Origin of the sequence: Ilumatobacter sp., from assembly GCF_030065885.1 — a bacterium.
In the GTDB taxonomy this organism is placed as follows: Bacteria; Actinomycetota; Acidimicrobiia; order Acidimicrobiales; family Ilumatobacteraceae; genus Ilumatobacter.
The window spans coordinates 1-13,503 of sequence record NZ_JASJCS010000118.1; the positions used below are offsets into that span (position 1 = coordinate 1).

Below are 13,503 nucleotides of genomic sequence, written 5' to 3' on the forward strand. Positions count from 1 at the left end.
GCGATCCCGGCTCGCACCACCGAGCGGCGCGACTCGGGCACGGCGAGCGCTCCCGCCGAGTTGGCCGCGTGGACGATCGGCGGTTCGACACCCTCGACCGCGAGCTCGGCGAGCATCCGGTCGAAGGCGGCCAGCTGCTGGGCGGTTGCCGGCGATGCGGGCTCGTCGGCGCAGGCAAGGTGCGTGTAGACGCCCTCCAACCGCAGCGCCGGCGCGGCCGACACCACTCGCTGGACGACGGCGAGCGAATCGGCCGGAGCTGCGCCGACCCGCTGCATCCCGGTGTCGATCTTGACGTGCACCGGGAGATCGCTTGCTCCGGCCGCGGTCAGCGCGTCGACGCCGGCGAGGGTGTAGACCGTAGGTGTCAGCCGGTGTTCGACGAGCGTCGCGGCATGATCGACGGGTTGCTCGCTGAGCACGAGGATCGGCGCGTCGATGCCCGCCTCGCGCAGCACCACCCCTTCCGCCGTGAGGGCCACGCAGAGGCCGGCAGCGCCGGCGTCGAGCGCTGCACCGGCGACGTCGACGGCGCCGTGGCCGTACCCGTCGGCCTTCACGACCGCCCACACCGCCGCCGGCGAGCTCGCCGAGCGCAGCACCTCCACGTTGTGTGCGACGGCGCCCAGGTCGATGTCGGCCCGGGCCCAGCGCGCCCAGCTGTTCGGACCGCTCACCGCGTCATCCGATGCCGCTCGTGTCGAAGCCGAGGGCGTCGAGGGTCGCCACGTCGGCGACGCCGGTGACCGGGAGTGCACTGGAGCTCTGGAACGAACGCACCGCCGTCTCGGTGACCGATCCGAAGAAGCCGGTTGCGTCGACACCGAGGAGGCCGAGCCGGATCAGACGGATCTGCAGGGCGCTCACGTCGGGGCCGCTGTCGCCGTTGCGGAGCGTGCGTTCGAGCTGGAGCACGTGGGTGTCGAGCCGACACTCGAACCGTCGCTCGGCGCCGATCTCGTAGCACAGCACGCCGTCCTCACCGATCGGGTACAGGGCCTCGATGTCGGCGACCGGCCCGGTGGCGTCGGGGTCCGGGCACGGGTTCTCGGGTGCCAGACCGGGCGACCGCGGCATCGGGCACGGGCGGTCCTCGAGGAACGCCATCTTGCGGCTGAGGTAGTCCGACGCCGCCCACGCACCGACCGCTCGGTAGTGCACGCCGTCGGTCGCGAACCACTCCTGCCGGTCCGACGTGTAGCCACCCCAGTCGGCCAACTCGACGTCGGGGTACGCACCGGACGCGACCAACGTGCGGAGCACCTCGTTGTTCTGCGCGAACGTCCGGTGGTTGCCGACCGAGCCGGGCGAGACGTAGTCGACGTCGGAGCGCAGCGTCCACCACAGCACACGGTCGTAGCCGTCGTTGCGGGCACGGGCGACGATCGAGCGGAAGGACTGGTCGAACGCCGGTGTGCCGTCGTTGTAGCCCGTCGCGATGATCAGGGTCTTGTACTTCCCGGCATGGAAGTCCATCGCCTCGTAGGCGGTCGGCGGTACACGGCCCTCGCGCCCCCGGCAGGAGCTCGCCACGAGGCGGCGACACGACTCGAGGTCGAGCGTGTGCTCGAAACCGATGATGGCGTTGTCGGCGCCGGGCACCCACCGCAGCGCGGCGATCGCAGAGTCGCCGATGACGACTGCTGCGTCGGGCGGGTTCACCCGCTCGGCCGGCTGGGTCGGCTCGCCGGCCGCGCGGTCGATCGACACGGTCGCCGCGACCGCAGTACCGGCCGCGAGCGATGCGAGCACGAGCGCGGAGATCGCGACGCGGTGTCGACGGGTCGCGCTCATCGCAGCGCCTCCAGCGCCTCCAACGTCTCGGCGATCGCGCCGGAGAGATCGCCGGCCACGAACCCGTCACGGCGCCGTCGCGCGGCCGCATCGGCGTGGATCCATGCCCCGGCGGCTGCTGCTTCGAAGACAGGGACGCCTCTGGCCAGCAGCGCTCCGATGATGCCGGCGAGGACGTCGCCAGAACCGGCCGTTGCCAGGCGCTCGTCGCCGTTGGCGACGAGCAGCGTGCTGCCGTCGGGCGACGCAACGACCGTGGTCGGCCCCTTGAGCAGCACGATCGCGCCCGACACCGCGGCGAGCCCGTGGGCGGCCGCCAGCCGGTCGTCGCCCGGCCGAGCACCCATCAGCAGCCCGAACTCGCCGTCGTGCGGCGTGAGCACGGTCGGCACCTCGCGCTCGCGCAGGAAGGCGGGCGTGCCCTCGTCGTTCCACGACATCGCGAACAGGCCGTCGCCGTCGACGACGACCGGCACCACGCTGTCGAGCACGGCGCGCACCACCGAGGGCACGGTGTACTCCTCACGGCCGAGTCCGGGCCCGACGATCAGCGCATGGAAACGGTGGAGGTCGGCGAGCACGCTCTCGGCCCAGTCGAACGGTGGAACTCGCCGATCGACCACCTCGACCGGTGCCGCGGCGTCGATGCCGGGGCTCGACAGCATCACCATGCCGGCACCGCTGCGTTGCGCGGCCTCGGCCGCCAGGAAGCCGGCGCCCGTCATGCCGGGCCCGCCGGCGACGACGCGGACGGCGTCGGTCCACTTGTGGGCCGTCCGCTGGCGAGCGGGCAGCCAGGCGGCGACGTCGCTCGACTCGACGATGCCGGCCGCCGCCCCACCGACGTCGAGACCGATGTCGGCCACATGGAGCCGGCCGACGACGTCGGGCCCGCCACCGAGCACGTGGCCCGGCCTGGCTGCGGCGAAGGTCACCGTCGCCGCGGCCCGCAGCGTGCCGCCCGCCACCGCGCCGGTCGTCCCGTCGAGGCCCGTGGGGACGTCGACCGCCAGCACGGGCGCCGAACCGGTGTCCGGTGGTTGCCAGCTGTCGCGGAACCCGCTCCCGAAGGCCGCATCGATCACGAGGTCGACGTCGGCGAGTGCGGACGGCGGATCGAGCGCGTCGAACACGCGCACCGAGACGCCTCGGTCCCGGAGCCGATCGGCGGCGACGCGCCCGTCGGCGCCGTTGTTGCCCGGACCCGCCAGGACGGCGACGGTGCGGCCGTACACGCCGCCGAGCACGTCGACGGCGACACGTGCCACCGCTTCGCCGGCGCGTGCGATCAGCACGTCGACGGGTTCGGGTGCGGCGGCGTCGATGGCCCGCATCTCGTCGGGGGTGACGACCGGGATCACGGCGTCAGACTACGGTCGCCGTCCCGTCGAGGCCACGCACCCCTCCCGAACCGCCGACCGGACGATCTCACTCGGCGACGACGTAGGCGACGGCGACCAGATCGGAATGCGTCAGGCTGAGGTGCCAGCGCCGCACGCCGCGTTCGGCGGCGATCTCCGCCGCCCGTCCCGCGAAGGCGAGCGACGGCGCTCCGGAGGCGACCCGCTCGACCCACACGTCGTGGAACCCGAACGCACCGAGGCCGAGCCCGAGCGACTTCATCACCGCCTCGCGCGCCGCGAACCGCGCCGCGAGCGACGGGACCGGATCGGATTGCGGCGCGACGTAGTCGAGCTCGGATGGAGTGAACAGCCGGCCGCGAATCGTCGGCGTGCGCTCGAGGGACCGGCGGAACCGTTCGATCTCGACGACGTCGACACCGACCCCGATCACGACGCCCCTGCGTGTGGTGCGTGTGCTTGCTCGATCGCAGACCGTGCCAGGAACGGGATGCGTCGCCCGCCGCCGAGGCCCCTCATCGCCAGAGGTCGGCAGCCTCGGAGATGGGGGCGATCAGCAGATCGTCGACCGGCAGCTCACCGAGGCGGGTCTGGTCGAACTCGGCCTCGGTCTCGGAGACCCAGTCGACCAGGCGGTCGTACCGGTTGTCGTACCCCTGGAGCACGCCGCGCATGACGTCGGGCGCGAGACGCTCGTAGAAGCGGACGTGCAGCAAGGTGATGCCCGTGCAGGTACCGGCCTTGACCTCGGGCACGAAGATCACCGTGCGGTTGTCGCGCCGCCCCCGAGCGACCAGCACGTCGCGGGCGTCGGCGACCCGGTGCTTGGTGCCGACCAGTCGTGAGTCGGAGTCGGTGCGACTGCGCAGATCGCGTGAGAGACCACCGCGATCGAGGATCGAGATCACCTCGCCGTCGATGCGGTACCTGGTGAAGCCGGTGACCTCGACGACGGCGGGGCTGAGGTCGGCGAGGACCTTCAGCGTGCGGTAGCTGAGCACGTCGCGACCGGCGCCGGCGTCGAGCGTGGCCTGCACGAGCAGGGTGCCCAGCACGCCCTCGTCGCTCCGCGAGATGCCGACCGTGACGGTCTTGGCCTGGTGCTTGATCGCATCGATCGGGCGGGTGAGCTCTTCGACGGCTCGCGTGAGCGCCCCGACGACCTCGTCGATCAACGCTGCGGGCGTGCCCACCTTGCCCGACGACGTGGCGAAGGCCTCGACCGGACTCGGGGAGAACAGGTCCCTCAGGAGGCCGGTGAGCCGTACCGCGGTGCTCGCCTCGAGGTGCCCGTCGTAGACGTGGTCGCGCAAGCCGTCGAGGAAGGGCTGGGTCACCGCCGGCATCTCGGACCGGATCGCCTCGAGGATCGCGTCGCCGCCGTCGTTGTCGGCGACACATCGCTCGACGAGCTCGCGGGCCTCACGCAGGGGTCGGGCCGACGAATCGATCGCCAGCGCGGCCTCGTAGCCGAACAGGTGCCCGACCATCGCCGAGAGGACGAAGCCGAGCGCGGGGTCGACGGGCGGCACGCTGATGGTGGCCGCGGCGCTGTACCTCACGTCGCCGTCGTCGGCCACGACGATCGGCGTCGCCTTGTGCGCCCGGAAGATCGCCGTCTCCTTGGCGACGTCGTCGGCGGTACTGCCGTTGAGCCCGGCGGCGCACACCAGGATCAAGGGTTCGGACGACAGGTCGATGTGCTTCTTGTCCTCGGTGACATCGGACGCGATCGACTTGTAGCAGAGCTCGCTGAGCTTGATCCGCACCTCCTCGGCCGCGACCGAGTTGGGCCCGTTGCCCACGACCGCCCAGTACCGCTTGGGTGGCGCGAGGCGGCGGGCCGCATCGGCGATCTCGTCGCGCTTGGCGAGCACCTGATGCATCGCCGGCGGGACCTCGCGAAGACCTCGCAGCAGCGCGTCGCGACGATCGGGGCTCCCGACGCGGGCTGCCTCGGCGATCGCACAGGCGAGCAACGCGCCGGCCGCGACCTGGGCGTAGAACGCCTTGGTCGACGCAACGCTCATCTCGACGTCGCGACCGTCGGACGTGTAGAGCACCCCGTCGGCCTTGTCGACGAGGTCGCTGGCCCGGCGGTTGACGATGCCGATGACCGCAGCGCCACGGGCGCGGAGCAGATCGACGGTGCGGTTGGTGTCGGTGGTGGTGCCGCTCTGGCTGACGGCGATCGCGAGCGTGTCGCTCATGTCGAGCCGGAGTTGGAAGCCGGAGAGCTCGGTGGCGGGGATCGCGTCGACGTCGAGCTCGCCACGGCTCAGTTCGTCGAGCAGCGCAGCCGCGCTGCGACCGGCGACTGCCGCCGTTCCCTGACCGATGACCCGGATGCGCGTGATCTGGCCCGATGCGAGGCGCTCGGCGACGGAAGCCGGAAGCGCCCGTTCACCGACTGCGGCGCGGAGCCCGTCAGGTGTCTCGGCGATCTTGCCCCGCAGGGTCTTGCGGAAGCTGCGCGGCGCCTCACCGATCTCCTTGAGCAGGAAGTGTGGTGCGTCGCCGCGGTCGATGTCGCGGGTCGTGACCGCGGCGGTGACGACTTCGTGGGGCTCGACCGGCGCATCGCTGCCGTCGTAGCGCAGCCGCCGCAGGCCCGAGAGCTGGCCGGCCCCGGAGGCGTCGAGCACGACGATCTCGCCGCCGTGCTCACCGTCGAGCCGCACGTAGCGGGCCGTCTCCTCGACGACGCCGTACGGCTCGCTGGCGACGAGGAAGCTGTCGTCGGCGAGCCCGACGTAGAGCCCCTGCCCGCTTCCCCGCAGCGCCAGCAGCATCGTGTCGGGGTCGGACGCGGCCATCGCGCCGACGGCGACCGATCCCTCGAACGCCGCGACCGTGCGCCGGAACGCCTCGACCTCGTCGGCGCCGCCAGCGGCGTGCCGCGACATCAACGCCGGGATGACCTTCGCATCGGTCGTGATCTGGTGATGGATGCGCAACTGGTGCTCGACCCGGAGATCGGCATGGTTGTCGACGTCGCCGTTGAGCGCAGCGACCACGTACGGGCCCGCGTCGACGACCGGCGAGGACTCGAGCTCGTCGCTGTTGAGCGGGTGGGTGTTCGGCTCGGAGATGATCCCCACGCTCGCCCAACGAGTGTGACCGAGGACGCTCATGCGTGCCTCGGGCGCGGCGACCGCCTGCCGGAGGAGCTCGTCACCGGCGATCGCGGCCCGCAGCACGCGGGTGTTGTCGCCCAGCTCACCGATCTCGGCGGCGGCCTTGTACACGAACGACAGCACGCCTGCGCTGGCGCGGACCGACCCCGACTGGTAGGTCGGATCGCTCCCCCGCGTTTCGAGCGCGGCGGCGATGACGGCGTCGTCGAGGCCGTGGTCGTGGACGAACAGGTGCAGCCCGGCCGAGTCGCGGCCGCGCACCTCGAGCCGATCGAGCGCCGAGAGCGACTGCTGGACGGCCGTGTACGCCGCGACGGCGGCGAGGCCGGCACCGCGCCCAGCGAGTGCGCCGACCTCCTTCGCGGTGCGGAGCCGGTCGTGGCGGATCGACCAGAGCACGTCGAGGAGCTCGATCACCTCGGCGCCGGCCCGCTCGAGCTCGTCGCCGCCCAGGTCGCCCCCTTCGAGCGCCGACTCGAGCTCGCCGACGTAGGCGTCCAGCTGATCGAGGCGGGCGGTGATGGCATTCGCCAGCTCGTGGTGGTCGGCGAGTGCCAGGACCCCTGGGACGCCCCGCAGCAGCGAGTCGACCTGCCCGGCGAGGTCGGTGACCTCGGCCGGCTCGCCCATGGCCCCGACGGCTCGATCGAGCAGCCCGAGCAGCTCATCTCGGGTCGGCGCCGGGCGGGTGGGTCGGCGACTGAGCACTCCGATGATGCCGCACATGGCGTTCAGGCTACCGACACGCGATCGTCACACCGGGTCGCCGCTGGTTCGGGCCGGTGCAGCGCTCACCCAGATCCGAGCGTGGCGCGCACCGTCGCCGCAAGGGCATCGGCGGTCGAGCGGGCGAGCTCTTCGGTGGGGGCCTCGACCATCACCCGCACGAGCGGCTCGGTCCCACTCGGGCGGACGAGGATGCGTCCGGTCGCCCCCAGCGGCGCGGCGGCGGCCGCGATCTCGTCGGCCATGACCTCGGCCACGTCGGGGCGGCGCTCGGTGACGGGAACGTTCACCAGGACCTGCGGGAGCTGGGTCATCGACTCGGTCGCGAGCACCGACAGCGGTCGACCCGACCGCTGCACGATGTCGAGCAGCGTGACCGCGGTCAGCATGCCGTCGCCGGTCGTCGCATGCTCGGTGAAGATCACGTGCCCCGACTGCTCGCCGCCGAGCGAGTATCCGCCGACCCCGAGGGCCTCGAGCACGTACCGGTCGCCGACTGCGGTCTCGACCACGTGGATCCCGGCCGCCTCCATGGCGAGCCGGAACCCGAGATTGGTCATGACCGTGACGACCACCGTGTCGTCGCGCAGCACGCCACGACGGTGCATGTCGTTCGCGCAGATCGCCATGATGTGGTCGCCGTCGACGATGTCGCCCCGCTCGTCGATCGCGATCAGCCGGTCGGCGTCACCGTCGAGCGCGATCCCGACGTGGGCTCGTTCGGCGGTGACGACGGCCTGCAGCGCCGACGGGTCGGTGGCACCGCACCCGGCGTTGATGTTCGTGCCGTTGGGGTGGGCGTTGATCACCACGACCTGCGCGCCGGTGCGCTGGAACACGTCGGCGGCGACGTGCGAGGCGGCGCCGTTGGCTACGTCGACCACGACACGGAGCCCGGCGAGCTCGCGCCCGCCGAGCGCGCCGACCACGTGGTCGATGTAGGCCGTCGGATCGGTCCGCCCGTGGATCGGCGCCGGTTCGCCCGACGGGCCGTCGAGCACGGCGAGCGCGGCCTCGACGCGAGCCTCGACGTCGTCGCCGAGCTTCGTCCCGCCGACCGCGAACAGCTTGATGCCGTTGTCGTGGTAGGCGTTGTGCGACGCGGAGACCACGGCACCCATCGCACCGTGGCGCGACGCCTCGAACGCCACCATCGGCGTCGGGGCGACGCCAAGGCGGCGGACCTCGACACCCTCGGATGCGAGGCCGGCGACGAACGCCGCCTCGAGCATCGGCGTCGAGACCCTGCTGTCGCCGCCGACGACGGCGAGGTCGGCGCCCAGGACCTGCGCGGCGGCGCGACCGAGGTTCAGGGCGAAGGCCGGTGTCAGTTCGGTGTTGGCCCGGCCGCGGACGCCGTCGGTGCCGAAGCGCACGTCGACCAGCCTGCTGCCAGCGTCAGCGCTTGGTGAACTGCGGCGCCTTGCGGGCCTTCTTGAGGCCGTACTTCTTGCTCTCCTTCTTCCGCGAGTCGCGGGTGAGGAGGCCGGCCTTCTTGAGCGCCGGACGCAGCTCGGGATCGATGTCGGCGAGCGAGCGGGCGATGGCCATGCGGAGCGCACCGGCCTGGCCTGACACACCGCCGCCGTGGATCGACGCCACCACGTCGTAGCTCTCCTCGGCCTCGGCCACGCGGAGCGGCTCGGACACGACCATCCGCTGGGCGTCCGTCGGGAAGTACACGTCGAACGGGCGGTCGTTGATGGTGATCGTGCCGCTGCCTGCGACGAGGCGGGCGCGGGCCACGGCTTCCTTGCGGCGGCCGGTGGTCTGGGTCAGTGGGGTAACCATCGTGTTCCTCGTTCTCAGCGCTTGATCTCGAGCGGCTTGGGCGACTGGGCGGCGTGGGGGTGATCGGGGCCCGCGTACACCTTCAGCTTCGACAGCTGCTGGCGGCCGAGCGCACCCTTGGGCAACATGCCCTTGATCGAGCGGCGCACGGCGTCGGCCGGCTTGCGGTCGAGCATCTCGGCGAACGACTCGCTCTTGATGCCGCCGGGGTACCCGGAGTGGCGGTAGAGGCGCTTCGACTCGGCCTTGTTGCGGCTCAGCTCGATCTTGTCGGCGTTGACGATGATGACGTGGTCGCCGGTGTCGATGTGCGGTGCGAAGATCGGCTTGTGCTTGCCACGCAGGACGCGGGCGACCTCGGTGGCGACGCGCCCGAGGATGAGGCCCTCGGCGTCGACCACGTGCCATTCGCGTTCGATCTCGCTGACTTTCGGGGTGTACGTCTTCATCGTTCGATCTCTTCGTTTCGGCGCAGCCGGAAGCAGGAGGCTGCGAAATTGAACCGGGTAATCCTACGGCCCGACCCTGACCCGCGGCAACGTGCGGACTCAGGCGTCCCAGCGCCGGCCCTCGTAGCCGACGTGCCAGAGGATCAGGCCGTCGGGCGGGGCGACCTCGCCGGCGGCGACGCGGTCCTCTGCCTCGATGATGGCGGGGACGTCGTCGGCTGCGAGGCGCCCCCGCCCGATGTCGACGCACGTGCCGACGATCGAGCGGACCATCTGGTGGCAGAACGCGCTGCCGGTGATCTCGAAACGCAGCATCGGCGAGTCGGCGACTCGCTCCCACTCGGCCTGGTACAGGATCCGCACCATGCTCGGCAGGGGGTGGTCGTCGTCGACCCTCGGCTTGCGGCAGAACGACGAGAAGTCGTGCTCGCCGAGCAGGTGCGTGCACGCGGCCTGCATCGCGTCGAGGTCGAGCGATTGGGCGACGTGCCAGGCGACGTCGGCGAGCAGCGGGTTCGGTGCCGGGTCGTTCCACAGGTGGTACCGGTACTGCCGGGACGTCGCCCAGAACCGGGCGTCGAACTCGTCGTCGACCCACTCCGGCTCACGGATCGCGATGTCGGGTGCACAGAGCTTGTTGATCCGTCGAGCGAGGCCGTCGAGGTCGGTGTCGGCCGGTAGATCACCCGAGACCACCTGCCCCCACGCGTGCACACCGGCGTCGGTGCGCCCCGCCCCGGTCAGCTCGACGGGCTGTCTGACCACCTTCGAGACTGCAGCGGTCAACTCCCCCATCACCGTCCGCACGTCCCGATTCGGAGCAAACCCCCGAAACCGCCCCCCGTGGTAGGCAACGGTGAACCGAGCCCGCCGCAGAGAGGAGTCGAACCCGTCAGCCACGACGTCAGGCTACGGCCGACGACGTGGACGAGGTCGTGGCCGGCGCTACGGCTCGGACGGGCGACAACGCGTGGAAGGCGCGCCGTCCACGACGCACGATGCGGCAGGCAGGTCGTCGCTCAGCTCGATCGATCGCTCACCCAGTGGCGCGCCGAGCGCGAGCGCGGCAGTCGTCTGCAGCCCGACGTCGTCGCAGTCCCCGCGGACGTCGTGCCGTGCCTGCACGACGACGGTCTCAGCGGTCTCACCGGAGACGCGGATCTCCGGCTCGCGTCCGCAGTCGTTGTGGGCGATCGTGACGGAGAGCACCTCGGCGTCACTCGATGCGTCGACCGCGATCACCGGCAGCTCCTCCCATTGCGGGCGCACCCACCGGAGGACGAGGAGCCCGACGAGTCCGACGACGAGCACCACGACCCCACCCAACACCACCCGAGCCCCGAGTTCGCGCCGAGAAGGGACCACCGAGAGATCTTGCCGCACCCGGGCAATCCGGAACCAGCACCGGCATCACGGGTCAAACCGGTGGGGGTGGCGTGGAGGGTGCGAGCATCCCTGGAAAGACGAACGCACCACCTGCGAGGCATTCGTCCACGTCTGGGGATCGATTCGTCCGAGCGCAAGGCGCGGCGAGCCCGAGTTGCCTTCGGGCAACGAGCGCCGAGGCGCAACGCCGCGATCGGCCGATCCGGCCCGAAGCAGCTCAGACCAGTTCGATGCGGGCCATCTTGGCGTTGTCGCCCTCGCGGCTGCCGAGCTTCAGGATGCGGGTGTAGCCGCCGTTGCGCTCGATGTAGCGGGGGGCGACGTCGTTGACCAGCTTGTGGGTCATCTCGCGGTCGCCGAGGTAGCCCTGGATCTGGCGGATGCGATGCACGCGCATCGGGCCGTCCTGGGCCTTCTTGGCCTTGGTGATGAGCTTCTCGGCAACCGGACGCAGGGCCTTCGCCTTGGCCTCGGTGGTCGTGATCGCCTCGGCGGCGAAGAGTGAGGCCGCGAGGTTGGCCATCATCAGGCGCTGGTGCTGGGAGCTGCCGCCGAAGTTGCGGGCGCGGCGTGGTGTTCCGGGCATGTCGGTCTTCTCTCGTACGTGACGTCTGGTTCAGTGGTGGGCGCTCAGACGCGCAGCGACAGGCCGCGCTCGTCGAGCTTCTCCTTCACCTCGTCCAGGCTCTTCTGCCCGAAGTTGGTGATGTTGAGCAGGTCGTCCTCGGTCTTGGTGAGCAGCTCGCCCACCGTGTTGACCTGGGCCCGCTTGAGGCAGTTGCGGGGCCGCTCGGACAGATCGAGATCCTCGATCGGGAGGTCGAGGTCGGGCGAGCTGGTCGTGGTGTCGATCATCTCGCCGAGCTCGAGGCCCTTGGGCTCCTCGCTCATGTTGGCGACGAGGTCGACCAGCGAGCGGAGCGTGGCACCGGCCGACGCGAGGGCATCGGCCGGCGTGATGGAACCGTCGGTCTCGACCTCGATCAGCAGGTTGTCGTAGTTGGTCGACTGCTCGACGCGGGTCGGCTCGACGTCGAAGCTGACGCGGCGCACCGGGCTGAAGATCGCGTCGATCGGGATCACGCCGATCGTGCGGCTCTCGATCTCGCGCTGGCTCGAGGCGTAGCCGCGGCCCTGCTCGACCGTGAGGTCGATCGCGAGGCGCGCCTTGCCGTTGAGGGTGGCGATCGGGAGGTCCTTGTTGAGGATCTCGACGTCGGCCGGGCACTCGATGTCGCCGGCGGTCACCGCGGCTGCGCCACGGACGTCGAGACGCAGGTTGACGGGCTCCTCGGCGGAGCAGGTCAACACGACGTCCTTCAGGTTCAAGATGATGTCGGTGACGTCCTCGGCGACACCGGCGATGGTGTCGAACTCGTGCAGGGCTTCGTCGAACCGCACCGTCGTGATGGCGGCGCCGGGGATCGACGAGAGCAGGGTGCGGCGGAGCGAGTTGCCGAGCGTGTGGCCGAAGCCGGGCTCGAGCGGACCGATTGCGAAGCGCTGCTGGTTGTTGCTCTCCTCGCCGAGGGCTTCGACGGAAGGGCGCTGCATGACGAGCATGTGCTGCCGGGTCCTTTCTGGGATCGGGTCGGGTGGCTGCGGCGGGGCGGCCCGCGGCGGGGATGGGAGCGGTGTTACTTCGAGTAGAGCTCGACGATGAGCGACTCGCGCACGGGGACGTCGATGTGCTCGCGCTGGGGCAGGTCGCGGACGGTGACCTGCTTGCCGCCGTCGCCGACCTCGAGCCAGCCCACCACGGTGCGGTCGAGCACGTCGAGGTTGTGCTGGATCACGATCATGTTGGCGGCCTTGTCCGACAGCGAGACGACGTCGCCCTTGCGGACGCGATAGCTCGGGATGTCGACGCGCTTGCCGTTGACCTTGATCAGCCCGTGGTTGACGAACTGGCGGGCCTGGGGACGGGTCGACGCCCAGCCGGCGCGGTACGCGACGTTGTCGAGACGGGTCTCGAGCAGCCGGAGCAGGTTCTCACCCGTCGGACCCTGGAGGCGGATCGCCTCGTTGTAGGTCTTCTTGAACTGCTTCTCGAGCACGCCGTAGATGTACTTCGCCTTCTGCTTCTCCTGGAGCTGGGCCAGGTACTCACTGCCGGCGTTGCGGCGGCGCGTGCGCCCGTGGGCGCCGGGCGGGAACGGGCGACGATCGAGGGCGCGACGCCCCTTCTCGTTCTCGAAGATGTTGGTGGAGAGGCGGCGCGAGAGGCGCACCTTGGGACCGGTGTAACGAGCCATGACTTCCTACGACGTCCTGGTCAGCCGCGCCGACGCTTCGGCGGGCGGCAACCGTTGTGCGGGACCGGCGTGACGTCCTTGATCGAGACGACCTCGATGCCGGTGTTCTGGATGGAGCGGACCGCGGTGTCGCGGCCCGAGCCCGGGCCCTTCACCTGCACCTCGACACGGCGGACACCGTGCTCCATCGCGGCGTTGGCGGCGCGCTCGGCCGCCTGCTGCGCGGCGTACGGGGTGCTCTTGCGGCTGCCCTTGAAGCCGACCGCACCGGACGACGCCCACGAGATCACGTTGCCCGCGGTGTCGGTGATGGTGACGATCGTGTTGTTGAACGAGCTCTTGATGTGCACGACGCCCGACGAGATGTTCTTGCGGTCGCGCTTGCGGGGGCGGCGACCGCCCGACTTGGCCTTGGCCATTACTTCCTCACTGCCTTCTTCTTGTTGGCGACGGTGCGCTTCGGGCCCTTGCGGGTGCGAGCGTTGGTGTGGGTGCGCTGGCCACGGACCGGCAGCCCCTTGCGGTGACGGACGCCCTGGAGGCACCCGATCTCGATCTTGCGCTTGATGTCGTTCTGGACGTCGCGACGGAGGTCACCTTCGAT

The 13,503-nt window shown here is 70.8% G+C and carries 15 protein-coding genes; all 15 read right to left on the bottom strand.

Features of this window, described 5'->3' with window-relative positions; translation table 11 throughout:
- The coding region (gene alr / locus QNJ12_RS19580; protein ID WP_300625234.1) for an alanine racemase at positions 1-677 on the bottom strand (677 nt) is incomplete at its 3' end.
- 4 nt (positions 678-681) lie between these two features.
- Positions 682-1,794, bottom strand: coding sequence for a peptidoglycan-binding protein (locus QNJ12_RS19585; RefSeq protein WP_300625235.1), 1,113 nt, complete (start codon positions 1,792-1,794; stop codon positions 682-684).
- Positions 1,791-3,155, bottom strand: a complete 1,365-nt coding sequence (locus QNJ12_RS19590) for an NAD(P)H-hydrate dehydratase (protein ID WP_300625236.1) — start codon at positions 3,153-3,155, stop codon at positions 1,791-1,793. Before QNJ12_RS19590 ends, QNJ12_RS19585 begins: the two co-directional genes overlap by 4 nt.
- Before the next feature lie 67 nt (positions 3,156-3,222).
- Entirely contained in the window at positions 3,223-3,588 is a 366-nt protein-coding gene (locus QNJ12_RS19595; RefSeq protein ID WP_300625238.1) for a holo-ACP synthase, read from the bottom strand.
- An 82-nt stretch (positions 3,589-3,670) separates the two neighbouring features.
- Complete coding sequence (locus QNJ12_RS19600) at positions 3,671-7,018, bottom strand: SIS domain-containing protein (protein WP_300625240.1); 3,348 nt, start codon at positions 7,016-7,018, stop codon at positions 3,671-3,673.
- A 65-nt stretch (positions 7,019-7,083) separates the two neighbouring features.
- Positions 7,084-8,394, bottom strand: a complete 1,311-nt coding sequence (glmM, locus tag QNJ12_RS19605) for a phosphoglucosamine mutase (protein ID WP_300625242.1) — start codon at positions 8,392-8,394, stop codon at positions 7,084-7,086.
- Between the two features lie 22 nt (positions 8,395-8,416).
- The gene (rpsI, locus tag QNJ12_RS19610; RefSeq protein WP_300625244.1) at positions 8,417-8,809 is read right to left on the bottom strand and encodes a 30S ribosomal protein S9; all 393 of its coding nucleotides are present in this window, start codon (positions 8,807-8,809) and stop codon (positions 8,417-8,419) included.
- 14 nt (positions 8,810-8,823) lie between these two features.
- On the bottom strand, positions 8,824-9,258 hold the full coding sequence (rplM, locus tag QNJ12_RS19615) for a 50S ribosomal protein L13 (RefSeq protein ID WP_300625246.1): 435 nt from the start codon (positions 9,256-9,258) through the stop codon (positions 8,824-8,826).
- A 99-nt stretch (positions 9,259-9,357) separates the two neighbouring features.
- Positions 9,358-10,158 carry a tRNA pseudouridine(38-40) synthase TruA gene (gene truA / locus QNJ12_RS19620; RefSeq protein ID WP_300625248.1) on the bottom strand — a complete coding sequence of 267 codons (801 nt, stop codon included), beginning with the start codon at positions 10,156-10,158 and terminating at the stop codon, positions 9,358-9,360.
- A 45-nt stretch (positions 10,159-10,203) separates the two neighbouring features.
- Positions 10,204-10,572 carry a hypothetical protein gene (locus QNJ12_RS19625; protein ID WP_300625250.1) on the bottom strand — a complete coding sequence of 123 codons (369 nt, stop codon included), beginning with the start codon at positions 10,570-10,572 and terminating at the stop codon, positions 10,204-10,206.
- A gap of 289 nt (positions 10,573-10,861) precedes the next feature.
- Positions 10,862-11,230 carry a 50S ribosomal protein L17 gene (rplQ, locus tag QNJ12_RS19630; RefSeq protein ID WP_300625252.1) on the bottom strand — a complete coding sequence of 123 codons (369 nt, stop codon included), beginning with the start codon at positions 11,228-11,230 and terminating at the stop codon, positions 10,862-10,864.
- A 44-nt stretch (positions 11,231-11,274) separates the two neighbouring features.
- The gene (locus QNJ12_RS19635) at positions 11,275-12,198 is read right to left on the bottom strand and encodes a DNA-directed RNA polymerase subunit alpha (RefSeq protein ID WP_300625253.1); all 924 of its coding nucleotides are present in this window, start codon (positions 12,196-12,198) and stop codon (positions 11,275-11,277) included.
- Positions 12,199-12,281: 83 nt separating this feature from the next.
- Positions 12,282-12,899 (bottom strand): 30S ribosomal protein S4, encoded by a 618-nt coding sequence (gene rpsD / locus QNJ12_RS19640; RefSeq protein ID WP_300625254.1) that lies wholly within the window; start codon positions 12,897-12,899, stop codon positions 12,282-12,284.
- 20 nt (positions 12,900-12,919) lie between these two features.
- On the bottom strand, positions 12,920-13,318 hold the full coding sequence (gene rpsK, locus QNJ12_RS19645; protein ID WP_300625256.1) for a 30S ribosomal protein S11: 399 nt from the start codon (positions 13,316-13,318) through the stop codon (positions 12,920-12,922).
- Positions 13,318-13,503: 30S ribosomal protein S13 (rpsM, locus tag QNJ12_RS19650; protein WP_300625258.1), on the bottom strand; the 186-nt coding region annotated here is incomplete at its 5' end. The genes rpsM and rpsK, both read right to left, overlap by 1 nt.

Excerpts from the sequence above, each read along its gene's own strand:
- QNJ12_RS19635 (WP_300625253.1), bottom strand. The coding sequence starts at position 12,198 with ATGCAGCGCCCTTCCGTCGAAGCCCTCGGCGAGGAGAGCAACAACCAG.
- rplM (WP_300625246.1), bottom strand. The coding sequence starts at position 9,258 with ATGAAGACGTACACCCCGAAAGTCAGCGAGATCGAACGCGAATGGCAC.
- rpsI (WP_300625244.1), bottom strand. The coding sequence starts at position 8,809 with ATGGTTACCCCACTGACCCAGACCACCGGCCGCCGCAAGGAAGCCGTG.
- rpsD (WP_300625254.1), bottom strand. The coding sequence starts at position 12,899 with ATGGCTCGTTACACCGGTCCCAAGGTGCGCCTCTCGCGCCGCCTCTCC.
- rplQ (WP_300625252.1), bottom strand. The coding sequence starts at position 11,230 with ATGCCCGGAACACCACGCCGCGCCCGCAACTTCGGCGGCAGCTCCCAG.
- rpsK (WP_300625256.1), bottom strand. The coding sequence starts at position 13,318 with ATGGCCAAGGCCAAGTCGGGCGGTCGCCGCCCCCGCAAGCGCGACCGC.
- QNJ12_RS19600 (WP_300625240.1), bottom strand. The coding sequence starts at position 7,018 with ATGTGCGGCATCATCGGAGTGCTCAGTCGCCGACCCACCCGCCCGGCG.
- QNJ12_RS19585 (WP_300625235.1), bottom strand. The coding sequence starts at position 1,794 with ATGAGCGCGACCCGTCGACACCGCGTCGCGATCTCCGCGCTCGTGCTC.